The organism is Plantibacter sp. Mn2098 (assembly GCF_049319745.1).
GTDB lineage: Bacteria > Actinomycetota > Actinomycetes > Actinomycetales > Microbacteriaceae > Plantibacter.
This window is the reverse complement of sequence record NZ_JBMOUH010000006.1, coordinates 96,815-123,284: the sequence shown is the minus strand read 5'-3', so window position 1 is coordinate 123,284 and position 26,470 is coordinate 96,815. Positions and strand designations below refer to the sequence as shown.

Genomic DNA, 26,470 nt, shown 5'->3' with positions numbered 1-26,470 from the left:
CAACACCCACCCCCTCAACACACCCGTTTCACACCCCATGAAAGAGACCAACCCCATGCGCTCTGCATCCACTCGCGTCATCCTGGCGTCGGCGGGCCTGCTGCTCGTCGTCCCCCTCGCCGCCTGCTCGACCTCCGCCGCCGGCAGTGCACCATCGGCGACGCCTGTCGCCCAAGTCACCATCGTCTCCGGGCAGCAAGCCCAGAACGGCGATCTGCTGAAGAGCCTGTTCAGCGACTACAACGCCGGCAAGAGTTCCGTCGGCGCCCCGAAGACGCAGGTCGACCTGCAACTCTCCAACGACTCCGACGTCGACACCGCCCAGAAGGTGCTCCTCGACCTCTCCTCCGGCCACGGCCCGGACGCCGTGCGGGTGACGAACGCGACCTACCGAACGCTCATCGACTCAGGCGCAGCCCAGCCGGCGACCACCTGCCTCGCGCAGGCGACCGACCTCAACAAGGGCCTGCTCGACGGCATCACCGTCGGCGGGACGGTCTACCAGATGCCCTGGTACGTGACGCCGAACGCCCTGTTCTACAACGCCGACCTCTTCCGTGCGGCCGGGCTCGACCCCGACAAGCCGCCGACGACGCTCGAACAGGTCGCCGCCGATGCGAAGGCCATCGCAGCGCTGCCGCAGAAGCCTGCCGGGGCCGTGACCTACTTCGGGAACGACTATAACTTCCAGGGCTACCTCGCGTCCCTCGGCGCATCGGCGTACAACCCCGACACGAAGAAGATCGGCATCGACTCCGCCGCCGGCCGGTCCGTCTTCTCGTCCTACGCGTCGATGGTCGCCGACGGCAGCAGTCCCGTGTACTCGAACTTCTTCGCCGAGGCGAACGACGCCTTCGCCGGTGGACGGCTCGGCATGATGGTCACCTCGGCATCCGGATACCCGGCACTCGCCAAGTCCGGCGCGTTCGACCTCCGCATCGCCCCCGCGCCGCACCCGGCGGCCGGCAAGGCGCTTGCGGTCACGTCGACCAACGGGTTCGTCATCACGACGAAGGACCCGTCGAGGCAGGCCGCCGTGTGCGACGCGCTGCTCTCGCTCGTCTCGCCCGACGCGGTGACCCGCACGGTGACCGCGACCGCGACCATCCCGCTCAACACCGCCACGATCGATGACGCCAAGTACCTCGCCGACGTCTACAAGCAGCACCCGGACTGGGCCGCAGTCCGCGACCAGCAGGTCGTGCCGTGGGTGTCCCTGCCCGACGGCAAGAACGCCGAGTACACGACGGACTACATCAACGCGCAGACGAAGGTCCTGAACGGCAGCCAGTCGCCGGATGACGCGGCCAAGACGCTCGGTTCGCAGGCCAACGCCCTGCTCAAGGGCTGACTCCGGCACACCGGCCGCAGCCACACCACTCACCCAGATCTGAAAGCACACACCATGTCTGAACCGTCAGGTTCTGGCCTCAACGGCTCGCCGACACTCGTCGGCGAGCCGGTCGAGGTGCGGAACATCGTCAAGTCCTTCCCTAGCCAGTCCGCAGGCGACGCGACCCCCGTGCTGCGCGGGGTGACGATCCCGATGCCGGCGGGCCGGATCACCTCCGTCCTCGGCGAGTCCGGATGCGGCAAGACGACGCTCCTGCGCATCGTCGCCGGTCTCGAAGAACCGACAGCCGGCCAGGTCGTGATCGGCGGACGGGACGTCACGGCCGTTGCGCCGTCGCGACGCGGCGTCGCCATGGTGTTCCAGAACTACGGGCTGTATCCGTCGAAGTCGGTGCGGAAGAACATCGAGTTCCCGCTCAAGATGGCCGGTGTCGCGCCCGCCGAGCGTCGAGCACGTGCCGCAGCCGTGGCCGAGATCATGCACATCGAGCACGTCCTCGACCGCTTGCCTGCAGCGCTCTCCGGCGGACAGCGTCAACGGGTCGGCATCTGCCGGGCCGTCGTCCGCGACCCTGGCACGCTCCTGATGGACGAACCGCTGTCCAATCTGGATGCGAAGCTCCGCATCGAGATGCGTACCGAGCTCGTCGCCCTGCAGCGTCGCATCGGCTCGACGCTGATGTACGTCACCCACGACCAGGGCGAGGCGATGAGCATGTCCGACGAACTCGTGCTGATGCGGGCGGGTGTCGTGGAGCAGTCCGGGACGCCTCTGGAGGTGTTCAACCGTCCGGCGACGAGCTACGCCGCCGCTTTCCTTGGGGCGATGAACCTGCTGCCCGGCGGCGCATCCGACGGCGTGTGGACGTCGGTCCCCGGCGCACCGATGATGCTCGGTGTGCGGCCGGAGCACCTGGACGTCGTCCGGGCGGAGGATACGCCTGACAGCGGGCTTCGTCTCGGCGTTGGTGTCAGCGCCGTTGGGAGCTCGGGCGGCGCGGTGCTCCAAGGCGACGTCGTCCACACGGAGCTCCTCGGCACGGACCGGCTCGTGCACGTCCGGGTCGACGACACGATCGTGAAGGCGCGCGTCGACTCCGGTCGGATGCTGTCCGAGCGGGTCGTGCTGACGGCTCGGCCGGAGCACGTGCACGTGTTCGACGGTGCGACGGGGGTGCGTGTTGACGTCTGAGATGCACACGAGTGGCGATGCGGACGGTCCTGGTTCCGCTCCTGATTCCGGCGCGCGTTCCGGTGCGGGTTTCAGCGGGGGAGCATCGGACGCCGAGCCCCGGAGCGTTGATCTCTCCCGGATCAGACTCGTCGTCTCGGATCTCGACGGCACCCTCCTCGGCAGCGGCAAACGCGTTTCACGGCGCACGGTGCAGGCGCTGGTTGGTTTGCGGGATGCCGGGATCCGGTTCGCGGTCGCCTCTGCCCGGCCGTTGCGCCTCATCGAGGAGGTGTTGGACGGGGACGCTGGCCACGGGGACGGTCTGCTGGCGAGCGGGCTCGTGAGCGCGGTGATGGCGTCGAACGGCGCCGCCAGATTCGTCCCGCGCGCTGGGGACCGGGGTGACGAAGCGGGCGCGACTGCAGTCGCACCTGCGGTCGCGCATCCTGTTGCTGTTGCGGAGGTCGTGTTGAGCGCCGCTGCCGCGACCTCGATCATCGAGGCGGTCCGCACCCAGTGGCCGGAGGCCGGTTTCGGCTGGGAACTCGGACACACGTTCGCGTGCGACCGGACGTTCCAGGCGCTCGCGGAGCGGCAGCGCATCCTGCGAGACACTGCCGAAGACACGATCCTGATCGGGCCGGCCGGCCCGGTGCACCAACTCGTCTTCGCCGTGCCGGACGCGCAGCCGCGTGATCTCCTGGCGCGGACCGTCCAGGTGCTCGACGACGCGCAATCGGCGGCGGTGACCGTGACCGACTCCGACGGCGGAGTCGTCGAGATCGCATCGGTCGGCGCCGACAAGGCCGTCGCGGCGTCCGCCTGGGCGCACAGCCTGGGGGAGTCGATCGATCACGTGCTCGCCTTCGGGGACGAGCTCAACGACATCGCACTCCTCGCAGCGGCCGGCGTCGGTGTTGCGATGGGGAACGCACGGCCGGAGGTCGCGGCGCACGCCGATCTCGTCACGGCGACGAACGATGAGGACGGCGTCGCGGTGGTCCTGGAACTGCTGCTCGCGGCGCGAGGTGCGATGGTCCAGGCCGTCCCGACCGTGCCAGGCGTGCTGCCGGTCGAGGCTGCCGAATGAGCGTTCTCCGGATCTGGCAGGCGTCGGATCTGCATCTCGGTGCCGCCGGCGGTCCGGAACGCGAGGATCGGGCATCGGAAGCGTGGGCGGAGTTCGCTCGTGCGGTTGAGGAGCATCGGCCGGAGCTTGTGGTGCTGACCGGTGATCTGGTGGTGGACGACCCGGACGACGCCGACGACCATCGTGCGGCCCGCGCGCTCATCGCCGCGCTGCCCGTCCCCACGCTCGTTGTGCCCGGCAACCACGACGTCGGCGACCACGCCGTGCGCCGAGGACTGCCGGCCGACTGGCACGGCAAGACCGTGACGGCCGAACGGGTGGCGTCCTGGGAGGCGTTCTGGGGTCCGTCGTGGTGGGTCGAACAGCGCGGCGGGCGCACGATCATCGGGCTGAACTCGCAGATCGTCGGCTCCGGCCTCGATGCCGAGCTGCGTCAGCTTGCCTGGTTGCGCGGCATCAGCGAAGCGCTCATCCGCGGGTGCGAGGTCATCGTGTTCCTGCACGAGGCGCTTGTGCCGAGTCGCCGTGCGGAGACCGAGGGCGATGGGCCGGGTACGCGCCGGGGTCCTGGCACTGAAGCGGATGGACACGAAGACGGGCAGGCGCGCTGGGACGACTCATGGATGGCGGTTCCGGCGGAGGCCGGCGATGTGCTGCAATCGGTGCTCCGCGAGGCGGCATCGCTGACGATCGCGAGCGGACACACGCATCGTGCCTTCGGCGCCGTGGTGGACGGTGTGCGACACGTCTCGGCGCCGAGCCTCGCCGGGCCGATCCCGCATCGTGCGGACATGGAGCAGGCGGTCGGCGACGAGTGGATCGGCTGGTTGGAGTTCCGGTTGCCGGTTGACGGGGGAGCGTCGGTCCGTCAGCCCTCTGTCGATGGCGCAGCGACAGTGATCGTCGGGGTGGAGGCCGGTGCGGGATACGTCGTCTCCGCGTCGATGCTCGGCTCGGCGTCGGCGACCGGGCTCGCGCTGTCCGGCGGGTAGTCGCCGGTCAGGCGTTGTGGTCTTCACCGAGCTGGGCCGCCGCCGCGAGCGCGATGTTCGCGATGCGGCGGCCGAACCCGGGTGCGACGCCGTCGGGCAGCGCATCGAGCGGCCACCACGCCAACTGGAGGCTCTCGTCGCTCAGGGTGGTGAGCTCGGTCGGATCGGCGATCACGATGAAGCCGACGTCGAGGTGCCAGGAGCAGGCGCCGAAGCCGTCGCCGAGTGCGTGGCGGTCGATGTCGGCGGGTCGTTGGCTCTGGGCCACGAATCGGGTGATGCCGGTCTCCTCGCCGAGCTCGCGCAGTGCAGCGGAGTGAAGCGATTCGTCCGTCTCGTCGAGGTGGCCGCCTGGCTGCACCCAGAAGTCGCCCTTGCGGTGATAGCAGAGGAGCGTCCGCGTGAGGTCGTCGTCGAGGACGAATGCGCTGGCCGTGAGGTGCTCCGAGCGCGAGCGGTCGAGGGACGCCGGACCGTGCTCGGTGATCTGCGAGAGGTAGTGCTGCAGGAGTGTTGCGTCGTCGGCATCGCGGGGGCGGTAGGAGGCGACATCGGCGAGAGCGGTTTCCGGCAGCACGGTGGTGGATCTCCTGGGGTCGGTGGACGGGGGTGAAGTCCAGTCTGGCAGCTGTCGCGGGTGCGCAGAGCCCGGTCCCTGAGGCCGTCGCCAGGCGCGCTTCGACAAGCTCAGCGACCGGGTTCGCACGGTGGAGCCCGGTCCCTGAGCTTGTCGAAGGGCCCTACGCGACGACGATCCCCAGATGCACCGCGAACAACGGCGCGAGCTCCGACACCTGATACTCGCTCAACGTCGCACCGCGCAGCCCCTCGAGCCCCGAGATCTTCCGCAGCTCCAACCCGCGCAGATCCGTATTGGTCAACTTCGCCCGGGTCAGGTCCAGGCTGTTGACCTGGGTGTCGACGAACGCGACCCGATTGACGGTCGCATCCCCGAGATCGAGTTCGTCGATCGTGCAATCGGTGAACAGCACGTCCTGCAACGACGAACCGCGCAGATTCACAAATCCGAGTTTCGAGTTCCGGATGTGCACCGACTGCCAGTTCGCGTCGTACATCTCCGCAGAACCGATCCGGGACGAATCGATGCTCACATCCCGGAATCTGGACCGCGCGGCCCTGAGCACCGGTGCGTTCAGCCGCTCGATCACGGCGTCCACGAACGCCGAGGCGTGCAGGTCGGCTTCGTGCGCAGACGCAGCGACGAATTCGCACTCCCGGAACGTGACCCCCGCAAGATCCCGACCGTCGAAGTCGGCGGCATCGAACCGGTATCCCTCGGACGTCTCATGCGCGTACACCTGCTCCACGTCGCCCTCGAGCAGGTCGTTGAGCACGATTGGATCGATCCTGGGGGTGATGTTGTTGGTCTTCTTCGCCACGACTGCCTACCGTCTGCTCGGAGTGTCTCGTACTGGGTGTTGCTCTGGGGTGATGCGTCATCGAGTGTGCGCGTCGGCGCCGGAACATGACTCCACGCTACGTCGCCCCTTTCCCGTCCTGATCCTCCGCGCTTACGCTGACGATCACGGCTGCACTGCTCGTGCAGCGTCGGCACGCACCACCGGTGCAGAGCGGAGTACGAACGAGGATGACCGATCAGCTGTCAGTGAACCACACCCGACCGACAACGGTGGAGCCGTCGGCCGGGTCGTCGACGACGGCTGATCCGCTCGAATCGCCAGAACTGACGGAATCGCCAGAACTGGCGAACTGGTCGGAAGCGCCGGAAGCGCCGGAATCCACCGTCTGGCCGGCCAACTTCGACTGGGACGGCTTCGGTTTCGAAACCAGGCAGGTCCACGCCGGCGAATACGACGAACCCAGCCACGGCGCGCGCATCACCCCCATCTACCTGAGCAACGCGTTCCGTCAGGAATCGTTCGACGGCACGGCCGACCGGTTCTCCGGCGCCGTCGACGGACACTCGTACTCGCGTCACCGCAACCCGACGAACGAGGTCGCAGAACGCCGCATCGCCTCCCTCGAGGGCGGGGCAGGCGCGATCGTGGTCGGTTCGGGCCAGGCGGCGATCACGATGACGATGCTCGGCCTCCTGGAGGCCGGTGACCACCTCGTGTCCGCCTCCAGCATCTACAACGGCACCCGCGTCCTCTTCTCCCGCGCATTCGCACGCCTCGGCATCTCCGTCACCTTCGTCGACGACGCCGAGGACGAAGCGGCGTGGGAGGCGGCGGTTCGCGACGAGACGAAGGCGATCTTCGCGGAGACCATCCCGAACCCGCGCAACAACGTCATCGACCTCGCCCTCGTCTCGCGGGTCGCGAAGCGTCACGGCATCCCGGTCGTCGTCGACAACACGGTCGCCACGCCGTACCTCATCCGTCCGCTGGAACACGGTGCGGACATCGTCATCCACTCGTCGACGAAGTTCCTGTCCGGACACGGGGCGGTGATGTCCGGTGTCATCGTCGACGGCGGCATCTTCGACTGGACGGCGACGTCGCGGAAGTACCCGCTGCTGACCGATTCGCAGGCGCCGGGGAAGCCGTCGTTCCTCGACACCTTCGGCATCGAGCACGCGTTCGAGCACTACCTGCGGCTCACGGCCGTCAACGACTTCGGTCCGGCGCTCTCACCGTTCAACGGTTTCCTCCTGCAGCAGGGCATCGAGACGCTCTCGCTGCGGATGGAACGTCACGTCGACAACGCCCGCGCGATCGCGCTGTGGCTGGCGGAACAGCCGGAGGTGATCTCCGTGGACTACTCCGGCCTGCCGGGGCACCCGCTCGCGGACGTCGCGGAACGGCTCTACGGCGGACGGACCGGATCGGTCTTCGCCTTCACCGTGCACGGCGGCCAAGCCGGCGCGAAGGCGTTCATCGATCGTGTGCAGGTGTTCTCGCGCATGACCAACATCGGCGATGTCCGGTCGATGGTTCTGCACCCGGCGACCACGACCCACCTGACGCTCACGCCGGAGCACCGAGCACGCCTCGGCATCGTCGACGGCCTCATCCGGCTCTCCGTCGGGATCGAGTCGATCGACGATCTGCTGTTCGACGTGCGTGCAGGACTCGCGGCGGTCGCGGCCGCCGGACTCGTGCCCGCGACGGTCGAAGCGGCGGATGCCGACGTCGCACCCGCCGAACCCGAGTTGGCGGACATCACGTCCTGACGTCCGCAGAACGCAGTTCAGCCCGACATCACTGGTGCGATGTCGGGCTGAACTGTTGGCGGGACCTCCCGCCCGGCTGCGGCTCAGGCGGAGCGTGCGCCGTCGACGACTTCGTCGGATGCCAGGCCGGCACCCCGACGCGCACGCAGCGCCGGCTTCTGCAGCCCGAGCGTCTCACGCAGGGTCGAGCCCAGGTGCGGCCGGAACGACCCGCGCTCCTCGAGCACCGGAAGCACGTGCTCGACGAACAGCCCGGCGTCCTCCGGCAGCACGGGGAACGAGACGTTGAACCCGTCCGCGGCGCCGGCCTTCCACCATCGCTCGATGTGGTCCGCGATGTGCTCGGGGGTGCCGATCGTGCCGCTGCCGACAAGCCTCCGCCCGAGGTCGCGCAGTGTCAGACGCTCCTCCGCCGCGAGCGCGAGGATGCCCTCCCGTCGGCTCTTCGAGCGGTTGGTGTCCGGGATCTCCGGCAGTGGCGCATCGAGGTCGGCGTCGCTCAGGTCCACGTCGCCGACGTTGTCCTGGACGGCTCGGCGCAGGACGTCGTCGTGGACGAGATCGAGCAGGGCCTGGTGTCTCGCATGCGCTTCCGCCTCCGTCGAACCGATGAACGGCGTGAGCACCGGCCAGACCCGGACGTCGCCGTGGGATCGCCCGACGGCGAGCAGTTCCCGATCGAGCGCGCTGCGGTAGGCGAGCGCCTCCTCGATCGTCCGGGGCGCCGCGAAGACGACCTCGCCGACGGACGCGGCGAACGCTCGCCCGGTCTCCGACGCTCCGGCCTGGAAGATCACCGGGTGCCCCTGCGGCGGTCTGGAGGTGTTGAGGGGTCCTGACACGCTGAAGAATTCGCCGACATGGTCGATCGCCGCCCGACCGCCAGGTACGAAGTAGCGCCCGGCTTCACGGTCGCGGATGACGGACGCGTCGTCGAAGCTGTCCCACAGGGCCGTGACGACGTCCACGAACTCGGCCGCGCGCCGATAGCGGTCCTCGTGCGAGAAGTGCTCGTCGCGGCCGTAGTTGGCGGCCTCCAACGGCACGACGCTCGTGACCACGTTCCATCCGGCGCGGCCGCCGGAGAGGTGGTCGAGCGACGCGAGCTTCCGCGCGACGTTGTACGGCTCGTTGTAGCTCGTGGTGACGGTGGCGACGAGCCCGATGCGCTCGGTCACGGCGGCGAGCGCCGACAGGAGCGTGAGCGGCTCGAAATAGCTCGCACGCGTCGTCCGGCTGAGGGAGTCGAGGTGGTGGCCCCATACGGCGACGACGTCGGCGATGAAGATCGCGCTGAACCCGCCGGCTTCGAGGGTCTTCGCGACGGAGGCGTGATGTGCGAAGTCCAGTTCGCCGTCGGCTGCGGACCCGGGGTGCCGCCACGCGGCGAGGTGGCTGCCGGCGCCGTGCAGCAGGGCGCCGAAGTCGAGGCCGCGTCGCCCGTGGCCGTGCTGGTTGCTCTGGTCCGCGCTCATGCGGTGTGCTCCGATCGTGTGGTGTCCGTCGATGTGGATCCCTGTGTCGCCCCTGCATACCGCGACCGCGGGCGGTCGAGCCCCAGGTTCTCGCGGAGCGTCCGTCCGCGGTACTCGGTGCGGAACAACCCGCGTCGTTGGAGCTCAGGCACCACGAGCGAGGTGAATCGGGTGAGCGATGTCGGCAGATACGGGAAGGCGACGTTGAATCCGTCGGCTGCGCCGGCCGTGAACCATTCCTCGATGTGATCGGCGATGTCCGTCGGTGTGCCGACGACGGCCTCTTCGGACCTGGACACCCGTTCGGCCAGTTGTCGGATCGTGAGTCCTTCCTGAGCGGCGAGCGCGATGATGAGCTCCCGGCCGCTCCTCGACGCCTGGTTGGACGTCGGGAGCACAGGGAGCGGTCCGTCGAGGTCGTTGGCGCTCAGGTCGACGCCGCCGAGGAAGTATTCGAGGTCAGCGAGCGCGACCCGCGGATGCAGGAGCGCGGCGAGCTCTCGATGTTCGTCCTCCGCCTGGGCGCGGCTCGGCGCGACGAACGCGGTGAGTGCCGGCAGCACGAGCACCTGGTCCGGGTCGCGTCCGGCCCGGACAGCGCGTTCCTTGATGTCCGTGGTGAACGCGAGGGAGGTCTCGAAGTCGCGCGCCGCCGAGAAGATGACCTCGCCGATCTCCGCTGCGAGCGCACGCCCGTCCTCGGAGGAACCGGCCTGCGCGATGACGGGCCGTCCCTGTGGCGGACGCGCGATGTTGAGTGGTCCCGCCACCCGGAATCGTTCGCCGCGGTGGTCGAGGGAGTGGAGGGCGTCCTGCTCGAAGTACCGCCCGCTCGCCCGGTCGATCGTGAACGCGTCGTCGTCGAAGCTGTCCCACAGCCCGGTGACGACCTCGAAGAACTCACGCGCGCGTGCATACCGGTCGGCGTGGGCGAGGTGTTCGCCGAGGCCGAAGTTGCGTGCTTCGGCGTCGACGAGCGAGGTCACGACGTTCCAGCCTGCCCGGCCGCCCGAGAGGTGGTCGAGCGATGCGAAGGCACGGGCGAGCGTGTACGGCTCGTTGTAGCTCGTCGACGCGGTCGCGATGAGGCCGATGCGCGAGGTCGCCGCGGCCAGTGCAGCCAGGAGCGTGATGGGCTCGAAGCCGTCGTTCACGACGGAGACGCGTGACAGCACCTCGTCGCCGGAGTCGGGGACGGCGATGAGGTCCGCGATGAAGATCGCATCGAATCTGGCGTCTTCGAGGGTGCGGACGAGCTCCGTGACGTAGCGGAGGTTCACACCGGCGTCCGGCACGGCGTCCGGATGCCGCCAGCCGGCGAGATGGGTGCCGCCAGGTTTCAGGAAGCCGTTGAGATGCAGTTCGCGGGTCATGCCGCGTGCTCCGTTCCGGCCTGTGCGCGTGTCGGAGACCACCCGAGCCTCGGCGCGATCTCCGTCGCGATGACCTCGAGGTTCCGGATGGCCTCGGCGATCGAGGTGCTCTCGGCCTGCACGGCGAGCACCAGGTCGGAGGCGTAGGGGAGCACCGGGTCGCGCCGCAGCGAGGACACGATGTCGTCCGGGGTGCCGTACTGCACGTTGAGCGCCTCGAGCGTCTCCGCGGCGGAGGAGCCGATGCGAAGGGTGCCCGAGGTGATGAGGTATTCGGTCATCCGCTGGATGTCGGGGGCGAGGGCCCGCTCGCGTTCGAGTCGGCTCTCCCCGGGGAAGGCGCCGCGGAAGGCGGCGATCCGCGGTTGCCTCGTCGGATGGCTCGCACCGTGGTGCTGTCGGTAGAGGCCGGCCAACGGCTCTTGGACGGAGCGCGCCGGACCGATGCCGAGCAGGAGTCCCCGATCGTGCGTCGCCGATTGCGCCACCTCAGCCTGCCGATAGTGCGAGTCCCAGATCCGGTCGAGGAGCCCTGGCGCGGCGGGGGACAACTGGTTGCCGCCGATGACGGTTCGCTCCGACAAGAGGTCCACGAGCGCGACGAACGCGCGCTCGTAGGCGCCGTGCCGCTCATCGGCACTCCGCCCGAACGCCGCGAATTCCGATGCGCTCGGTCCGCCCGTTCCGAGGCCGAGCTCGAGGCGGCCGTCGGAGATCGCATCGACCGTCGCCGCGTCCTCCGCGAGGCGGATGGGCTGTTCGAGCGGCAGCACGATGACGCTCGTGCCGAGGCGGATCCTCGTGGTCTTCGCAGCGGCCGCAGCAAGCAGGACGAGGGGAGACGGCAGCCTCCCGTTCTCCGTCCGCAGGTGGTGTTGTGCGACCCAGCCGGATTCGAATCCGAGCTCCTCCGCGGCGACGTAGAGGTCGACGAGGCCCGGGATCAGTTCGTTCGCCGGCGCATGGCCGTGGACGTGGGTCTGGAACCCGAGACGGAACGTGGTCATGCTGCGACCTCCTCGTGTGTGCGCGGTGCGACCCAGCCGAACGCCGGGGCGATCTCGGTCGCGATGACTTCGAGTCGACGGATGACGTCGTCGACGGGGGTGAACGCGTGATCGACCACGGGGATGAAGTAGTCGGCGAACGGGAAGAGCGCCGGGTCCGCTGCGAGGCTTGCGACGACCTCGTCGACGCTGCCGAGATGCACGTTGAGCGATGCCGCGATCTCGGCCGTCGTCCGGTCGCCGTCCGCCGCCCATCGGAGTGTTCCCCGCTGTTCGTAGGCCGGGGCGATCTCCGCCAGGGCCTGCTGCCGGTCGGCCGCCGGCCACACCGCGCGGACGATGCCGACGCGAGGCGCCGCGGCATGCGTCCACGCTCCCAGATAGCGGTCGAGCAATGGCCGCTGCACCGTCAGCGGATCGTGGAACGCCGTGCCGAGGAGCAGTCCGTCACCGTCGCGGGCGATGCGGACGGCACGGTCGGGGCTCGACGTCGAGCGCCAGATCCGATCCGCGATGCCGGGGGCCGGGGGCTGCAGGACGAGTCCGGTGTCCCTGATCGGCTCGCCGAGCAGTGCGGAGCGGAGCGCCTGCGTGTTGTCGTCGCCGATGGCACGCGCCTCCTCAGCATCGATGCCGAACGCCGTGAACGCGGGCTGGTTCGCGCCCCCCGAGCCGAGGCCGAGCTGGAATCGTCCGCCGGAGAGCGCATCGAGGACGGCAGCGTCCTCCGCCAGCCGGAGGGGGTCCTCGAGCGGGATCGTGGTGATGGCGGTGCCGAATTCGATGCGCGAGGTGCGGGCGGCCGCCGCAGCGAACGTCACAAGCGGCGAGGACACGCCGATGTCGCCGCTCAGGTGGTGCTGGGCGATCCAGGCGCCGTCGTACCCGAGGTCCTCGGCCGCCTGGATGACATCGAGCACCTGCCGGTAGTGCTCACGCGGCGTTTTTCCGCTCGCCGTCCCGTGGCTGAGGAAGCCGAGCTTGAACGGTGTGCGTCCGGCCTCCGATGATGCTGGTCCTGTGGAGTGTTCGGTCATGTCAGGCCGTCCTTTCGATGAGCGTCGGCACGGCTGCGAGGAGCGCAGCCGTGTAGGGGTGTTGTGGCGTCTCGAGGACGGCATCGGTGTCGCCGACCTCCACGATCCGGCCGTCGTGCATCACGGCGACGCGGTTGCAGAGATGTTGGACGAGTCCGATGTCGTGCGACACGAACACGATCGTGAGACCGAGTTCGGCTCGGAGCCGGCGGAGGAGTTCGAGGATCTGGGCGCGGATCGTGACGTCGAGTGCGCTGAGCGCCTCGTCGCCGACGAGCAGCCGCGGTCGGTGCACGATGGCACGGGCGATGGCGACCCGCTGCCGTTGCCCGCCGGAGAGTTCGTGCGGATACTGCTTCGCCCGCCAGGTGTGCAGGCCGACGTGCTCGAGGGCTTCGTGCACGAGCGCCCGGTGGTCACGGACGTCGCCGACCGCGTCGCCGAGCGCGCGCAACGGTTCGGAGATGATCCGACCGATGGACTGCCGGGGATCGAGCGACGAGTACGGGTCCTGGAAGACGATGCCCGTCTGACTGCGGAACCAGTGCAAGGACGCAGCAGACCCCTGCTGGACCGCTCGCCCGTCGAACTCGACGGTGCCTGCGCTCGCCTCGTCGAGCGCGAGCATCGTCCGGACGAGCGTCGACTTGCCCGAACCGGACTCGCCGATGATCGCAACGGCGTCGCCGTCGAACACGTCAAGGTCCACGCCGCGCACGGCGTGGTGCACGGGAGCCGGTGCGAAGAGGTGCTCGCGGGGGAGCCGGTAGTCGCGGGACAGGCCGCGCACGCGCACGAGCGGTGTCGTCTGCGCGGTGGTCGGTCCAGTCGTCGGCCCGGCGCTCATCGTTCTGCTCCGCTCGGTGTCGCCCGAGGCGTCCAGCTCGTCGCCCGTGCCGCGCGGATGAGCTGTCTCGTCACGGTGTGCGACGGGTCGTGGACGAGGTCGACGACACTCCCGCGCTCGACCACGCGTCCGCCCGCGAGGACGACGGCGTGGGTGCTGATGCGGGAGAGCACGGCCAGGTCGTGCGTGATGAAGAGGAGCGAAGCGCCCGTCTCGTCGACGAGTCGTTCGAACAGGCCGAGGATCTCGGACTGGATCGTGACGTCGAGAGCCGTCGTCGGCTCGTCGGCGATCAGGATGGCCGGGCTCGTGGACAGCGCGGCGGCGATCGCTACCCGCTGCCGCTGTCCGCCGGAGAGCTGATGCGGATACGACCGCACGATGCGCTCCGGGTCCGGCAGCTTGACCCTGGCCGCGAGCTCGATGGCGCGATCGTTCGCCTCGCGACGGGAGACGCGGAAGTGGGCTCGGATCGGTTCTGAGATCTGGCGTCCGACCGGCAGCAGCGGGTTGAGGGCCGTCTGCGGCTCCTGGAACACCATCCCGATGCGACGTCCACGGATGCCGGCCAGTTCGAAGTCGTCCTGCACGAGCAGATCGACGCCGTCGAGGCGGATGCTGCCGGTCGCCGTCGCCTGCTCTGGCAGCAGTCCGAGGATCGCGAGCGCCGTGAGGGACTTCCCGGACCCGGACTCGCCGATGAGGCCGAGCCGGTCGCCGGGGGAGAGCGTGAATGAGACGTCGTCGACGACGCGTCGTCCGCCGAGCTCGATCGAGAGGTGTTCGACGACGAGTTCACCGGACGCCGCCGATCCAGAGGCCCGTGCTGCTTCCACGGTCACCATGTGAGTTCCTCCGAGGTCTGTTCGACGGTTGCCGGCACCCGACCGCGTTTGAGTCTCGGGTCCGTCGCCTCACGCAGTCCGTCGCCGAGGAGGCTCAGCCCGAACACGAAGACCGCGATCGTGATCCCCGGCCAGATGACCGACCACGGGTGTGTGGTGATGGACGACTGCGAATCGGCGAGCATCCGACCCCAGGACGGCGTGTTCGGCGGCGCGCCGTAGCCGAGGTAGGAGAGCCCGGCCTCCGCGAGGATCGCGACGCCGCCGGCGATCGACAGCTGGACGATGAACACCGAACCGACGTTCGGGACGACGTGCTCCACGAGGGTCCGCACCGGACCGAAGCCGGAGGCGCGGCCGGCCAGCACGTAGTCGCTCGCCGTGACCCGTGCCATCTCGGCCTTCGTCACCCGTCCGATCGAGATGCTGAAGCTGATGCCGACTGCGAGGATCACCACGGCGAGCGACCCGCCGAACGTCGACGCGAGCATCATCGCGATGAGGAGGGTCGGGAATGCGACGAGGACATCGATGAGGACGGCGGTCGCCTCCCGGAACCACACCGAGGTGAGGGAGCTGAGCGCGGCGAGGAGGATGCCGACGACCCCGGACAGCAGGATCGCCGAGAACGCGACGACGAGCGCGGTCGAGGTCGCCGCCATCAACCGGCTGAGCGTGTCGCGCCCGAGGCCGTCCGTGCCGAGCAGGTGCTGCCAGGACGGCGCGAGCCACTGCTGATACGGGTCGGCTCTGACCGGGTCGTGCGGCGTCCAGAGCGCCGCGACGATCGCGACCGTCACGAACAGGACGATCGTCACGAGTCCGATGACCCCGTTCGGTCGACGCGTCAGCTCGCGCAGCCACAGCGGCGCCCGCAGCGTCCTGCCGGCGGAGGCGGTTGAGCCGATCGTGTAGGTGGTCATCCTCAAGCTGCTCTCTGTCGTTGCCGGGGGTCGATGAGGCGGTGCACGATGTCGATCGCGAACCCGACCACGAGCACAAACGCCGTCATCACGAAGATCTCGCTCTGCACCTTCACCAGATCGCGCCCGCCGACGTCGCCGACGAGCATCCGACCGATGCCGGGCAGGTTGAAGAGCTGTTCGATCACCACCGCCCCGACGAGCACCGTCGCGACCTGGAGGCCGAACACGGTCACGAGGCTGAGGCCGGCGTTCGGCAGCCCGTGGATGAGGAGCGCCTGCGTCCTCGTGCGTCCGTGGGCCGCGCCGGCACGCACGTAGTCGGTGCCGATCACTTCGAGCACCGCTGAACGGACGAACCGCAGGAGCACGGCACCCTCGATGAGTGCGATCGTGATGGCCGGGAGGATGAGCGACACGAGCGCCTTGCCCGGATCGGCCCAGCCGTCCCTCGGGAACCCGCCGACGGGCAGCCACCCGAGCACCAGGCCGAACACGATCGCGAGGACCATGCCGGCCCAGACGGCCGGGATCGATGCCACGGCCTGTGCGCCGAAGGACAGGATCGTGCCGCTCGGCCTGCGGTGGTGCACCGCCGCGAGGAACCCGAGCGGGAAGCTGATCAGGATCGAGAACAGCAGGGACAGCAGGGCGAGTGGAACGGTGACCTGAGCCTTCTGCGCGAGCTCCGCTGCGACGGGCGAACCCGTCACGAGCGAGTTCCCGAGATCGAACCGCACCAGACCGCCCACCCAGTCCAGGTACTGGACGATGAGCGGGCGGTCGAGGCCCAGGTTCTCCCGGATGGCCCGCAGCTGCGCATCGGTCGCCTGCATCCCGCCGAGCACCTGCGCGACGTCACCGGGGAGGACCCGCAGGGTGAGGAAGACGAGGACGCTCGCGAGGACGAGACCCGCGACGAGCAGGACGAGCCTGGCCGAGAGGAACCTGAGCATGGTGTGACGAGTCCTGCGCTTACTTCTTGGCGGAGTCCACGACGACCTTCGAGAGGTCGAGCCTCGCGTTGGTGTTCGTCGTGGGGAAGCCCGAGATCGTCGAACGGATGATCTGGTTGCCGCTGGAGTTGTACAGCCAGTCGGCTGCAGCGTCCTCCGAGACGAGCTTCGACGCCTGGGCGAGGAGCTTGTCGGAGGCGGCGAGGTCGGTGGTCTCCTGCGACTGCGTGTACAGGTCCTGCACCTTCGGGTTGTCGTAGCCGAAGTAGTACTTCGGGTTCGCGTAGTTGCCGAAGTCCCGAGCCTCGGCGTGGTCGACGAAGCTGAGGTCGTAGTCGTGCTGCTTGTAGACGGAGTCCAGCCAGACGGGGAACTCGACCTGCTTGACCGTGAGGGTGATGCCGACCTCGCGCAGCTGGGACGTGAGCAGATCGCTCACGGTCGCGCCGTACAGGCTCGGGATCGTCAGGGTCAGGTCGAGGCCGTTCGCGTAGCCGGCGTCGGCGAGGAGCTTCTTGGCCGCTGCCGGGTCGTAGGGGTCGATGGACGTGAGGTCCGTGTAGCCGGGGTCGGTGTCGGGGATGGGGCTGCCGAGCGCCTTGCCGCTCACGTCGTCGAGGGCGAGGAACGCTTTGTGGTCGATCGCCTGACGGATCGCCTGACGGACGCGCACGTCGTTCAGCGGAGCCTTCTGGTTGTTGAACGCGATGGTCCAGACATCGCTCGAACTCGTCTCCTTGACCGACCAGCCGGCCTTGGAGTCGTAGCCCTTCGCAACGGCCTTCGTCGTCGATCCGACATCGAGGTCGCCGGCCTGCAGTGCGTTGTCGAGTGCTGACTGGTCGGAGTAGTAGATGAAGGTGACCGCAGCGATCGACGGTGCGTCGAGGTAGTACTTCTGGTTCCGGGTGAGGGTCAGGCTGTCGCCCTGCTTCCAGCCGCCCGTGCCGATCGTGAACGGACCGGTTCCGTTCGCCGTGGTCGCGAGGTCGTTCTTCGCCGCTTGCTCCAGCACGATGCCCGCCCGGCCGGTTAGCGACCACAGGAAGCCGAGGTTCGGCTTCGTGAGGGTGATGACGACCGTCTTGGCGTCGGGGGAGGAGATCTTCGAGACGTCGGCGAAGTCGCCGTGGCCGTTGACGCTGTCGTCGTCCTTGACCGTGTTGTACGACCACACGACGTCGTCGGCGGTGAGCTTGGCCCCGTCGTGGAACGTGACGTTGTCGCGGAGGGTGAAGGTGTAGGTGAGGCCGTCGGCCGAGACCTCGTACTTCTGGGCGATCCGCGGCACGTAGGTGTTGTCTGGCCCACGCGTGATGAGGCCCTCGTAGACGTTGTCGAGGAGCACCTGGTCGAGGGCGATGCCGCTCGTCTTGCGCACGTCGAGGTTGTCCGGCTGGAGGCGCAGACCGACGTTCACGGTCGCCGTCGTGTCGACGACGCCGCCCGCGTTCGCCTGCGAACCGCTGTTCGCCGAGACGGCCCAGGTGATGCCGCCGGCGATGAGCGCGACGGCGACGACGCCGGCCGCGATGAGCGGTCCGGTGCGGCGGCGACGGCGCTCCTTCGGGGCCGGTGCGGTCGCCGCTGCATCGGTGGGTGGGGTGTCGCCGGGTGGTGTCGACGCTGGTGGGGTGCTCGGTTCGCTCATGGGATGGCCCTTCGGACGCTGCTGTGGGAGTGCAGCCGGTGCGCTGCGGTGCCAGTCAGTGTTCCATCGGCCGTGGGCGTCGTCCGGCGGTGTTGCGCAGTGTTGATCCGTGTGACGAGTTGTTGCGGCCGCCCGCGGTTACGGGCACTTCGACAAGCTCAGTGACCGGCGGTGAGGTCCCTGAGCGTTGGAGCCCGGTCCCTGAGCTTGTCGAAGGGCAGCTGTCGGGCACTTCGACAGGCTCAGTGACCGGTGGCGGGGTCCCTGAGCTTGTCGAAGGGCGAACGCCGACGGGCCCGGAGACCGTGTGGTCCCCGAGCCCGCCGTGCGCCAGTTTGCTCCGCTACCCCGCGTGTGCCGCGAGCGCCTTCGAGAAGTCGGCGAGCAGCGCGTTCGCCATCTGGTAGCTGCCGCTGTAGAAGTGTGCGCTCTGCACGACCTGTCCCGCCTTCGCGGCCTTCGTCGTCGCGAAGACCGCGTTCGACGTCACCGGAGTTGCATCATCGGTCGTGTCGGCGGAGACGAAGATGAGGTCGGTGTCCGCGAGGATCCCGTACTGCTCCGGCGAGTACTGGACGTATCCGTCCTTCTGACCTGCGCCGGCGCCGAGGCGGGCGCCCGCATCGCCGAGCACCCGGCCGGGGGCAGAGGTCGGACCGTCGAGGTACCAGTTGTCGACGTCACCACTCAGCGCATCGACGGTGTGGGTGGAGAGATAGTCCTGGTAGCTCGCCTTGATCTCGGCGGCCTTCGCGGCGTAGTCGGCCTTGAGCTTGTCGAGGTCGGCGGTGCGTCCGACGGCCTCAGCCGTCCCGGCGGCTTCGTTCTCCCAGTTCGCCGCGGCGGGCTTCCACTCGAAGATCGCCGTCGGTGCGATGGCCGAGAGCTTCGCGAATGCCGCCTTGTCCGCCTTGTCCGCGAATTCCGATCCGACGATGAGGTCGGGTTTCAACGAGGCGATCTTCTCGAGGTCGGGGTTGGCGTTGGCATCCTCCACAACGGGGATGTCCTTGAAGAACGTGTCGTAGGCGTCGAGGGACGGGATGTAGTTGGTGCGTCCGACGGGCTTGATGCCGAGGTCCGCGAGGGTCGTGGCCTCGGTGAATCCGATGGCGACGATGCGCTTGGGCGAGGTCGGGACGTCGACGGAGCCGTAGAGCGTCTCGATTGACCTCGTCGAGCCGCCTGCTGCTGCGGTCTGGTCGGATGTCGAGCATCCGGTGAGGGCGACGGCGACGAGTGCCGCGCCGACGACGACGGCGCCGATCGAGCGCGCTCGGGCGGACAGCGCGGAAGTTGGCAGCGCGGAGGTGGACAGAGTGATGCGCATGGTTGATTCTTTCGGGAGGGCTGGTGTGCACGCGGGGCGGTGCACCTGGTGCGGGCCGCGAGGCGGACGCCGCTCGGAAGCGAGGTAAGGCTATCCAAACCCCTGGCTTCGATTTCAGCCTAGCCAACCCGGATCGGGCCGTTGTCGGGACCCCGCCAAACCATGTCGCCGGTGTGCCAGATCGTGGCGGTTCGCCGTGATGAACCCGCGTGGCAACTCGGTCTGCGGTGCAATCGCCCGCTCCGCTACAGTGAGCACGACGACCGTGCGGGACGACCGCGAGCACACAGGATTGGGGCCGTGTTATGGCGCGCTTGACGAATGCGGAGCTCCTTCGCCGAATCGATGATCTCGAGGCGGAGAACATCGCACTCCGTTCCCGGGATCGTGCCGCATCGTCGACACCGGACAGCGACGGCGTGGACGGCATCCCGACGAAGGAGCTGCCGGACCTCCTGGACGGCGCCGCGACACCCGTGCGTCGCAAGCATCGACGCAACTGGAGCTGGACGCTCCTCGCGACGGTCCTCATCGTGATCGGTGCGATCCTCGCTCCAGTGGCGGTCGTCGCGTCCTGGGCCAAGGTCGAGCTGACGGACACGGATCGCTTCGTCGCCGCCTACGCGCCGCTCGCGACCGATCCCGTCTTCCGTGCGTACCTGACCGACGAGACCGTCGCGATCGTGAACCAGCAGGTCGACATCGACCAGTTGACCTCGGAGGTCATCGACGGCATCACCCAGCTCGGCACCGGACCGGTCGCGACGCGTGCGCTCGAAGCGCTCAAGGGTCCTGCGGCGGAGGGCATCAGGACGCTCATCCGCTCCGGCGTGTCCAACGTCATCACCTCCGACGCCTTCGCGAACGTGTGGGCGCAGGCGCTGCGCGTCAGCCACACGCAGCTCGTCGCCGCCCTGCAGAACGACCCGAACGCCGCGATCGACCTCGGAGCGAACGGTTCGATCGGGATTCAACTCGCCCCCATCATCGAGGCGGTCAAGCAGAACCTCGTGGCCCAGGGGATCACCTTCGCCGACCGCATCCCCACCGTCGACCGCACCATTACGATCGCGCAGTCCGACGCGATCCCGACGGTGCAGCTCGCGTACGGTCTCGCGATCGCGGCAGGAGCCTGGCTGCCGTGGGTCGGACTGCTGTTCCTCGCGGCCGGTGTGCTCGTCGCCCGTCGACGCGCGGTCGCGCTGGTGTGGTCGGCGGTCGCGCTCGCGCTGTCGACGGCGTTGACGCTCGCGGCGTTCGGCATCGGCGCCATCGTCTTCTCCGCATCGATCAGCCCCTCGGTGCTGCCCTCGAACGTGGCGTCGCTCCTGTTCGACACGGTTGCAGGGGCCATGCGGGATACGGCCGTCTCCGTGTTGGTCCTCGCGATCGTGGTCGCGGTGGTCGCCTGGTACTCGGGGCCGTTCGAGGTCCCGAGACGGCTCCGCGGATTCTTCTCCGCCGGCGTCGGGTGGATTCGCAGCTCCGCGAAGGCGCACGGCGTCTCGACGGGTCGCACGGGCGAATGGTTGTGGCGTCAGCGGGCCGCGATCCGCGTGGTCGTCGCGATCGGTGCGGCGGCCATCGTGCTGTTCGTCCGTCCGCTGACCGTGGGCGGGATCGTGTGGACGCTCGTCGTCGCCGTTGTGGTGATCGCGTTGCTCGAACTGCTGCAACGGCCGCCGGTCGACGCCGACGGTGAAGACCTCGCCGATGAGGACCCCGCCGATGCCGAAGGCCCCGCCGGTGGTGCGGCCGACGTCGTCGAGCCGTCCGAGGTCGAGGCACCGTCCGTTCCGCTTCCGGCCGCCAGGGACTGAGCAGCCGACCGGTGGACGGCTGAGCCTCCGACCCAGGACCCGACTGCAGGACGACACCCGACAGCTGTGGATCATCCTCATGGACGACTCCAAGGGTCTCCACATTCCGTACCCTGGTTCCGGACGATGCGTCGTCCGGAACACAAAGGAACGCGATCATCAGTACAGCCAACACCGATCACGGCGCGAACGACGCCCGGACGAACACCACGAGTGCACCGGCCTCGGCAGCGCAGCCGGAGCCCCACCGGGGCGAACAGCCGGTCGAGCAGACGCGCCGACGCGAGCTGCACCCGGCCGTCCGCCGAGCGCAGTCCCTGGCCGTGAATCTCGGACGCTACCTCGCGTCGATCCCGGTGAGCATCGGGTTCGCCTCCATCGTCGTCATTGCGGCCCTGCTCGCAGGGACCGCGTTCCGCTACCTCCCGAAGCAGACGCTCGCCACCTGGGGGACCGGTGTCGAAGTGGTCTTCTCCGACGGCCAGTGGTGGACGATCTTCAGTGCGCTCGTCGTTCCGGTCGGACCGGTGCGGATGTTCGTGGTCGTCGCGGCGATCCTCGTTGTGGTCGGATGGTCCGAACGCCGTCTCGGTCACCGGAGAACGGCGCTCGCGATCGTCGTCACCGGTGTCGGCGGCTTTGCGATCGGGCTCGCGGCCCAGTGGGTCGGCAACCTGATCGGTGAAGCGTGGTCTGCTGAGACCTGGACGGACATCACCCTCGACCCGTTCGTGTCCGTGGTGGGGACCCTCCTGACTGCGAGCGCGTTCATCGGCCCGTTGTGGCGCCGCCGGCTCAGGGTCTCGGCGTTCGCCGTGCTCATCGTCCTCGCCCTGTACAACGGGGCATCGACCGACGCCTATCGTCTGCTCGCCGCCGCGACGGGGCTGGTGCTCGGCGCGATCCTGCAGCACGGCCGCACCCGGTTCAATCTGCACCGCAGCTCCCATGCCGAGACCAGGAACCTGCTCGCGTTGACGGTCGCGATCAGCGCTGTCGGTCCGTTCGTCGCCGCGATCAACCCCAAGGGGCTCGGTGTGCTGTCGATGTTCGGCTGGATCTTCGGCGACCCGTTCCCGGACGCAGCCGGGGTCAAGGAGGCGTGCGCCTCGGAGTCGGCTCTCGCGTGTGCGCACGACAGCGCGTTCCTGCAACTGCACGGCCCCGGTTCGATCATCCTGCTCTTCCTGCCCCTCGTGTTGCTGCTGCTCGCGGCGAAGGGGCTGCGGAAGGGCCGCAGGCTGGGCCTCGTCCTCGCCGTCGGCGTCAACATCGTGATCACCGCACTGGCGTCCGTGTACGCGATCATCTCGATCGCGCTCGTCTTCCAGCCGGACACCGGTCTGCGGGTGATCGATGTCGTCGAGCTGCTCATCTGGGGTTGCGGGCCGGTCCTCATCCCCGTGGTGCTGTGCGTCGTGCTGATCCTCAATCGACGCCACTTCGCGCTGCGTTCGGAGCCAGCGGCGATGGCGCGGTTCGCGATCTGGACGGGTGTCTCGTTCCTGCTGCTCGCGGGAGGGACACTCCTCGTGTCACTCATCACGATCGGGACGTTCAGCCCGGCGGTGGCGCCCGGGCAGTTGTTCCTCGACACGCTCTTGCGGTTCCTGCCCGTCAACTTCTTCCTCACCAACGACGCCGTGTACGCCTCGGCGCACCCGTTGACGTCCCTTGTGCTGCAGTGGGTCGGTCCCGTGTTCTGGACGATCGTGGTGATCGGTCTGAGCCGTGTGCTGGACTCGTCCAGGGCCGTCGCGAGCCGAGCGGGCGAGGCCGAGGTGCGTGCGCTCGTCGAGCGTGGCGCCGGCACCCTCGGGTGGATGGCGTTGTGGCCGGGCAACCAGTACTGGTTGAGTGCGGATGGCGAGACAGCTGTCGCGTACCGAGTGATCGGCGGTGTCGCGATCACCCTGTCCGACCCGATCTGTCGTCCTGGCACAGAACACGAGGCGATGCTCGGCTTCATCGCCTACTGCGACGCCAACAGTTGGATCCCGGCGTTCTACAGCGTCCACGAGCGGTACCTCCCGATCGCCGCGGACCTCGGCTGGGAGACCGTTCCGGTCGCCGTCGAGACGACGCTCGATCTGCCGACGCTCGCGTTCACGGGGAAGTCGTGGCAGAACATCCGCACACCGCTGAACCGCGGGGTGAAGGAGGGCATCGTCGCCGAGTGGACGACGTACGGTGCGCTCTCGCGGTCGATGCAGGCACAGATCAGGGACATCTCGGAGCAGTGGGTGACCGAGAAGGAACTCCCGGAGATGGGCTTCACCCTCGGCGGATTCGAGGAGCTGCGGGACCAGGAGGTGCGGCTGATGCTCGCCGTCGGTCCCGATGGACGGCTGCAGGCGGTCACGAGTTGGCTGCCGGTCTTCCGTGACGGTCAGGCCGTCGGCTGGACGCTGGACTTCATGCGGAAGACGCCGACGAGCATGCCGGGCATCATGGAGTTCCTCATCGCGTCCGCTGCGTTGCAGATGCAGGCGGACGGCGCGGAGGTCCTCTCGCTGTCCGGCGCTCCGCTCGCAACGCCGCCGCTCGCCGCCGGTGAGGAGGAGGCCGCGCCGACGGCGCTTTCCCGGGTGTTGGAGCTCCTCGCGAAGAAGCTCGAACCCGCCTACGGGTTCTCCTCGCTGTTCCGCTACAAGGCGAAGTTCCATCCGCGGTACGAGACGCTGTCGCTCGTCTACCGCGACCCGCTGACGCTGCCCGTGATCGGACGCGCCATCGGTGGGGCCTACCTCCCGGACCTGTCGCGTCAGGAGACGGTCGCGCTCGTGCGTTCCCTGCTCAGTTCCTGACCGACCGCTTCGTGCGCAGAGCTCTCGCCGCACCGATGAGGGACTCGGTGTACGGATGCCGCCCGCCGGCGAAGACGTCCTCCGTGCTGCCCTCGTCGACGAGGACGCCGTGCTGGAGGACGGCGATGCGATCGGCGATCCTGCGGACGACTGCGAGGTCGTGCGTGATGAAGAGGTAGGAGACGCCCGTTCGCTCCTGCAGCTCCGCCAGGAGATCGAGGATCCGCGCCTGCACGGACACGTCGAGCGCCGAGGTCGGCTCGTCGCACACCACGAGCGGCACCGGGCCGGCGAAGGCTCGTGCGATCGCCACCCGCTGCTTCTGCCCGCCGGACAACTCGTGCGGCAGTTTGTCGAGCGCGTCGCGGGGGAGCCCGGTCGACTCTGCGAGGGTCGCGGCGTCGGTGTCTCCGCCGAGGAGGGCGATCGAGCGGGTGAGCACCTGCCGGACGGTGCGGCGAGGGTTGAGCGATGCATCGGGGCTCTGGAAGACGACCTGGACCGGCGGTGCGGTGTGTGCATCGGCATCGCCGTCGAACGTGACGGAGCCCTCGAACCTCGTCAGTCCGGCGACGGCGCGACCGAGTGTGGTCTTCCCGCTGCCGGACTCGCCGACGACACCGAGCACCTCGCCGCGACCGATCGTCAGGTCCACACCGTCGAGCGCGAGCTTGTGCCCGTAGCGTTTGGTGAGCCCGCTGATCCTCACGAGTGGTCGATCCGCGGTGGAGACCGCCCTGGGGGCACGCTCGGCGTCGAGGTCGGGCAACGCGCCGACGAGTGCCTTCGCGTACGGATGCTCCGGCGCGCCGATCACGGCCGCCGCATCGCCCGTCTCCACGAGCACACCACGCTGCAGCACCCCGATGCGGCTGCAGTGCGACGCGACGAGCGGCAGATTGTGGCTGATGAGGAGGGTCGCGAACCCGAGCTCGGCCTGGAGCCGGTCGATGAGGGCGAGGATGTCGGCCTCGACGTTGCTGTCGAGTCCCGTCGTTGGCTCGTCCAGGATGAGGAGCGACGGCCTCGTCGCGAGCGCCATCGCGATGACGACACGCTGCTGCTGTCCACCAGACAGCTCGTGCGGGTAGCGTCCGACGATCCGCGCCGGGTCCGGCAGACCGACGAGCGACAACGCCTCGACCGCCTGCGCCGCAGCCTCACGCCTGGACGAACCGTGCACACGGTAGACCTCCGCGACCTGGGAGCCGACGGTCGACGTCGGATTCAGGGCGAGCGAGGGCTCCTGGTAGACGAAGCCGATCGTGCCGGAACGGTAGTCCCGCAGCTCGCGCTTGTCGAGAGACGTGATGTCGCGTCCGGCGACGGTGAGCTCTGCCGCCGAGACCGTGGCGTTCTTCGGCAGGTACCGTGTCAGGGCCAGCGCGATCGTGCTCTTGCCTGATCCGGATTCGCCGACCAGCCCGTAGGATTCGCCCGGGCCGATGTCGATGGACACGCCGGAGACGACCGCCCGGTCGATCTCGTCCGTGCGGTACTCGATGCGCAGGTCCCTGATCCGGACCGTCGGCGCCGCGTGCGCGTCGGCCGGCAGCGCATCCCCGTGCACGGCCGTCCTGATCGCGGCGGTCGTCGGAGCGGATCCTGGAGCTGATCCCGGAGTCGCTCCAGGAGCAGCGCCGGGAATGGTCGTCGGAGCGGTACGGAGTCTCGTCGGTGTGCTCATCGGCGGAACACCTCCTTGAAGTTGTCGGCGATGAGGTTGACGGACACCACGAGGGACGCGATGCCGATGGCGGGGAACACGATCGTCCACCACGCGCTCTGCAGGTAGACGCGGTTCTCGTTGATCGCGAGGCCCCAGTCCGGAGACGGTGGTGCGGACGCGAGCCCGAGGAAGGAGAGGGAGGAGGAGATGAAGATCGCGGACCCGAGGCTGAGGGTCGCTTGCACGATGATGACGGGCAGCACGTTCGGCAGGAGTTCACGGAAGACGATGCGCCACGACGACTCCCGCTGCATCCGCGCGCTCGTCACGTACTGCTTGCCCATCTCCACGAGCACCGCCGCACGGATGATGCGGGCGATGCCGGGGGCGAAGAGGAGTCCGACGGCGAGGGTGAGGACGGGGACCGTGCTGCCGAAGGCGCCGATCACCACGAGCAGGAAGATGAGGGTCGGCAGGGCGAGGAAGACGTCGAACACCCGCATGAACACCGTGTCGACCCAGCCGCGGTAGTAGCCGGCCACGAGACCCATCGCCGATCCGAGGACGGTTGCGAGGATCGTGCCGGCCGGACCGATCTGCAGCGCGGGTTCCGCACCGGCGAGGACCCGTGCGAACACGTCACGACCGAGATGGTCCGTCCCGAGCAGATGCTGCGCTCCGGGCGCTGCGAGCGATTCGCCGGCCTTGGCGAACGGATCGAGCCCGAACCAGCGCCATCCGACCGCCGCGACGATCCACCAGAGGACGACGACGACGCTGACCGTGAACGTCGGACGCCGGAGGAGGCGGCGGATCCGGGTCGCACGGCGTGCGCCGTGCGTGGGCTCCTGATCGTGCGGTGCACCGCTCCCGGTGCCCGGCTCAGGATCGCCCGCCGGATCGAGCCCCGGTTCGAGCGCTGCCGCGTTGCCCGCGACGACTTCTGCTTTCAGGACACTCATGG

At 68.7% G+C, this 26,470-nt stretch carries 21 protein-coding genes; 7 read left to right on the top strand and 14 right to left on the bottom strand.

Annotation, left to right across the window (positions count from 1 at the left end):
* Positions 1 to 55: 55 nt before the first annotated feature.
* Genes ACL9RL_RS10750 through ACL9RL_RS10735 form a run of 4 tightly spaced genes read left to right on the top strand, consistent with a single transcriptional unit; the run spans position 56 to position 4,609 of the window.
* On the top strand, positions 56 to 1,351 hold the full coding sequence (locus ACL9RL_RS10750) for an extracellular solute-binding protein (RefSeq protein WP_422780247.1): 1,296 nt from the start codon (positions 56 to 58) through the stop codon (positions 1,349 to 1,351).
* Between the two features lie 54 nt (positions 1,352 to 1,405).
* A complete protein-coding gene (locus tag ACL9RL_RS10745) occupies positions 1,406 to 2,545 on the top strand; it encodes an ABC transporter ATP-binding protein (protein WP_422780246.1) in 1,140 nt (379 codons plus the stop codon).
* Positions 2,532 to 3,617, top strand: a complete 1,086-nt coding sequence (locus ACL9RL_RS10740) for an HAD hydrolase family protein (protein ID WP_422780245.1) — start codon at positions 2,532 to 2,534, stop codon at positions 3,615 to 3,617. Before ACL9RL_RS10745 ends, ACL9RL_RS10740 begins: the two co-directional genes overlap by 14 nt.
* Positions 3,614 to 4,609: a metallophosphoesterase family protein gene (locus ACL9RL_RS10735; RefSeq protein ID WP_422780244.1), complete on the top strand. Its 996-nt coding sequence runs from the start codon at positions 3,614 to 3,616 to the stop codon at positions 4,607 to 4,609. Before ACL9RL_RS10740 ends, ACL9RL_RS10735 begins: the two co-directional genes overlap by 4 nt.
* 7 nt (positions 4,610 to 4,616) lie before the next feature.
* On the opposite strand, the gene ACL9RL_RS10730 is transcribed toward ACL9RL_RS10735, so the two are convergent.
* Together ACL9RL_RS10730 and ACL9RL_RS10725 are read right to left on the bottom strand one after the other, a co-directional pair.
* The gene (locus ACL9RL_RS10730; RefSeq protein ID WP_422780243.1) at positions 4,617 to 5,186 is read right to left on the bottom strand and encodes an NUDIX hydrolase; all 570 of its coding nucleotides are present in this window, start codon (positions 5,184 to 5,186) and stop codon (positions 4,617 to 4,619) included.
* A 163-nt stretch (positions 5,187 to 5,349) separates the two neighbouring features.
* Positions 5,350 to 6,009 (bottom strand): pentapeptide repeat-containing protein, encoded by a 660-nt coding sequence (locus ACL9RL_RS10725; RefSeq protein ID WP_422780242.1) that lies wholly within the window; start codon positions 6,007 to 6,009, stop codon positions 5,350 to 5,352.
* A gap of 209 nt (positions 6,010 to 6,218) precedes the next feature.
* Between ACL9RL_RS10725 and ACL9RL_RS10720 the strand changes: the two genes are divergently transcribed.
* Complete coding sequence (locus ACL9RL_RS10720) at positions 6,219 to 7,766, top strand: O-acetylhomoserine aminocarboxypropyltransferase/cysteine synthase family protein (protein ID WP_422780241.1); 1,548 nt, start codon at positions 6,219 to 6,221, stop codon at positions 7,764 to 7,766.
* 83 nt (positions 7,767 to 7,849) lie between these two features.
* Here the strand turns inward: ACL9RL_RS10720 and ACL9RL_RS10715 are convergent, their stop codons facing one another.
* The 10 genes from ACL9RL_RS10715 to ACL9RL_RS10670 form a co-directional block, all read right to left on the bottom strand.
* Positions 7,850 to 9,241, bottom strand: coding sequence for an LLM class flavin-dependent oxidoreductase (locus ACL9RL_RS10715; protein ID WP_422780240.1), 1,392 nt, complete (start codon positions 9,239 to 9,241; stop codon positions 7,850 to 7,852).
* The gene (locus tag ACL9RL_RS10710) at positions 9,238 to 10,614 is read right to left on the bottom strand and encodes an LLM class flavin-dependent oxidoreductase (RefSeq protein WP_422780239.1); all 1,377 of its coding nucleotides are present in this window, start codon (positions 10,612 to 10,614) and stop codon (positions 9,238 to 9,240) included. Before ACL9RL_RS10710 ends, ACL9RL_RS10715 begins: the two co-directional genes overlap by 4 nt.
* Positions 10,611 to 11,621 carry an LLM class flavin-dependent oxidoreductase gene (locus ACL9RL_RS10705; RefSeq protein WP_422780238.1) on the bottom strand — a complete coding sequence of 337 codons (1,011 nt, stop codon included), beginning with the start codon at positions 11,619 to 11,621 and terminating at the stop codon, positions 10,611 to 10,613. The genes ACL9RL_RS10710 and ACL9RL_RS10705 overlap by 4 nt, the downstream gene beginning before the upstream one ends.
* The gene (locus tag ACL9RL_RS10700) at positions 11,618 to 12,658 is read right to left on the bottom strand and encodes an LLM class flavin-dependent oxidoreductase (protein WP_422780237.1); all 1,041 of its coding nucleotides are present in this window, start codon (positions 12,656 to 12,658) and stop codon (positions 11,618 to 11,620) included. The genes ACL9RL_RS10705 and ACL9RL_RS10700 overlap by 4 nt, the downstream gene beginning before the upstream one ends.
* Position 12,659: 1 nt before the next feature.
* A complete protein-coding gene (locus ACL9RL_RS10695) occupies positions 12,660 to 13,505 on the bottom strand; it encodes an ABC transporter ATP-binding protein (protein ID WP_422780236.1) in 846 nt (281 codons plus the stop codon).
* Positions 13,502 to 14,350, bottom strand: a complete 849-nt coding sequence (locus ACL9RL_RS10690; protein ID WP_422780235.1) for an ABC transporter ATP-binding protein — start codon at positions 14,348 to 14,350, stop codon at positions 13,502 to 13,504. The genes ACL9RL_RS10695 and ACL9RL_RS10690 overlap by 4 nt, the downstream gene beginning before the upstream one ends.
* Entirely contained in the window at positions 14,344 to 15,273 is a 930-nt protein-coding gene (locus ACL9RL_RS10685) for an ABC transporter permease (RefSeq protein ID WP_422780234.1), read from the bottom strand. Before ACL9RL_RS10685 ends, ACL9RL_RS10690 begins: the two co-directional genes overlap by 7 nt.
* Positions 15,274 to 15,275: 2 nt before the next feature.
* Positions 15,276 to 16,229 (bottom strand): ABC transporter permease, encoded by a 954-nt coding sequence (locus tag ACL9RL_RS10680; RefSeq protein WP_422780233.1) that lies wholly within the window; start codon positions 16,227 to 16,229, stop codon positions 15,276 to 15,278.
* 19 nt (positions 16,230 to 16,248) lie between these two features.
* Positions 16,249 to 17,880 carry an ABC transporter substrate-binding protein gene (locus ACL9RL_RS10675; RefSeq protein ID WP_422780232.1) on the bottom strand — a complete coding sequence of 544 codons (1,632 nt, stop codon included), beginning with the start codon at positions 17,878 to 17,880 and terminating at the stop codon, positions 16,249 to 16,251.
* Positions 17,881 to 18,223: 343 nt separating this feature from the next.
* Positions 18,224 to 19,210, bottom strand: coding sequence for an ABC transporter substrate-binding protein (locus ACL9RL_RS10670; protein WP_422780231.1), 987 nt, complete (start codon positions 19,208 to 19,210; stop codon positions 18,224 to 18,226).
* 305 nt (positions 19,211 to 19,515) lie between these two features.
* Between ACL9RL_RS10670 and ACL9RL_RS10665 the strand changes: the two genes are divergently transcribed.
* Positions 19,516 to 21,030, top strand: coding sequence for a hypothetical protein (locus ACL9RL_RS10665; protein ID WP_422780230.1), 1,515 nt, complete (start codon positions 19,516 to 19,518; stop codon positions 21,028 to 21,030).
* Between the two features lie 323 nt (positions 21,031 to 21,353).
* A complete protein-coding gene (locus ACL9RL_RS10660; RefSeq protein ID WP_422780229.1) occupies positions 21,354 to 23,837 on the top strand; it encodes a bifunctional lysylphosphatidylglycerol flippase/synthetase MprF in 2,484 nt (827 codons plus the stop codon).
* Here ACL9RL_RS10660 and ACL9RL_RS10655 read toward each other — a convergent pair.
* Together ACL9RL_RS10655 and ACL9RL_RS10650 are read right to left on the bottom strand one after the other, a co-directional pair.
* Positions 23,827 to 25,524, bottom strand: a complete 1,698-nt coding sequence (locus ACL9RL_RS10655; RefSeq protein ID WP_422780228.1) for an ATP-binding cassette domain-containing protein — start codon at positions 25,522 to 25,524, stop codon at positions 23,827 to 23,829. The genes ACL9RL_RS10660 and ACL9RL_RS10655 overlap by 11 nt on opposite strands.
* Positions 25,521 to 26,468: an ABC transporter permease gene (locus tag ACL9RL_RS10650; protein ID WP_422780227.1), complete on the bottom strand. Its 948-nt coding sequence runs from the start codon at positions 26,466 to 26,468 to the stop codon at positions 25,521 to 25,523. The genes ACL9RL_RS10655 and ACL9RL_RS10650 overlap by 4 nt, the downstream gene beginning before the upstream one ends.
* Positions 26,469 to 26,470 lie beyond the last annotated feature (2 nt).

Excerpts from the sequence above, each read along its gene's own strand:
- ACL9RL_RS10665 (WP_422780230.1), top strand. The coding sequence starts at position 19,516 with ATGGCGCGCTTGACGAATGCGGAGCTCCTTCGCCGAATCGATGATCTC.
- ACL9RL_RS10700 (WP_422780237.1), bottom strand. The coding sequence starts at position 12,658 with ATGACCGAACACTCCACAGGACCAGCATCATCGGAGGCCGGACGCACA.
- ACL9RL_RS10750 (WP_422780247.1), top strand. The coding sequence starts at position 56 with ATGCGCTCTGCATCCACTCGCGTCATCCTGGCGTCGGCGGGCCTGCTG.
- ACL9RL_RS10655 (WP_422780228.1), bottom strand. The coding sequence starts at position 25,524 with ATGAGCACACCGACGAGACTCCGTACCGCTCCGACGACCATTCCCGGC.
- ACL9RL_RS10720 (WP_422780241.1), top strand. The coding sequence starts at position 6,219 with ATGACCGATCAGCTGTCAGTGAACCACACCCGACCGACAACGGTGGAG.
- ACL9RL_RS10670 (WP_422780231.1), bottom strand. The coding sequence starts at position 19,210 with ATGCGCATCACTCTGTCCACCTCCGCGCTGCCAACTTCCGCGCTGTCC.
- ACL9RL_RS10680 (WP_422780233.1), bottom strand. The coding sequence starts at position 16,229 with ATGCTCAGGTTCCTCTCGGCCAGGCTCGTCCTGCTCGTCGCGGGTCTC.
- ACL9RL_RS10650 (WP_422780227.1), bottom strand. The coding sequence starts at position 26,468 with ATGAGTGTCCTGAAAGCAGAAGTCGTCGCGGGCAACGCGGCAGCGCTC.
- ACL9RL_RS10685 (WP_422780234.1), bottom strand. The coding sequence starts at position 15,273 with ATGACCACCTACACGATCGGCTCAACCGCCTCCGCCGGCAGGACGCTG.
- ACL9RL_RS10735 (WP_422780244.1), top strand. The coding sequence starts at position 3,614 with ATGAGCGTTCTCCGGATCTGGCAGGCGTCGGATCTGCATCTCGGTGCC.
- ACL9RL_RS10695 (WP_422780236.1), bottom strand. The coding sequence starts at position 13,505 with ATGAGCGCCGGGCCGACGACTGGACCGACCACCGCGCAGACGACACCG.
- ACL9RL_RS10710 (WP_422780239.1), bottom strand. The coding sequence starts at position 10,614 with ATGACCCGCGAACTGCATCTCAACGGCTTCCTGAAACCTGGCGGCACC.
- ACL9RL_RS10675 (WP_422780232.1), bottom strand. The coding sequence starts at position 17,880 with ATGAGCGAACCGAGCACCCCACCAGCGTCGACACCACCCGGCGACACC.
- ACL9RL_RS10690 (WP_422780235.1), bottom strand. The coding sequence starts at position 14,350 with ATGGTGACCGTGGAAGCAGCACGGGCCTCTGGATCGGCGGCGTCCGGT.
- ACL9RL_RS10745 (WP_422780246.1), top strand. The coding sequence starts at position 1,406 with ATGTCTGAACCGTCAGGTTCTGGCCTCAACGGCTCGCCGACACTCGTC.
- ACL9RL_RS10715 (WP_422780240.1), bottom strand. The coding sequence starts at position 9,241 with ATGAGCGCGGACCAGAGCAACCAGCACGGCCACGGGCGACGCGGCCTC.
- ACL9RL_RS10705 (WP_422780238.1), bottom strand. The coding sequence starts at position 11,621 with ATGACCACGTTCCGTCTCGGGTTCCAGACCCACGTCCACGGCCATGCG.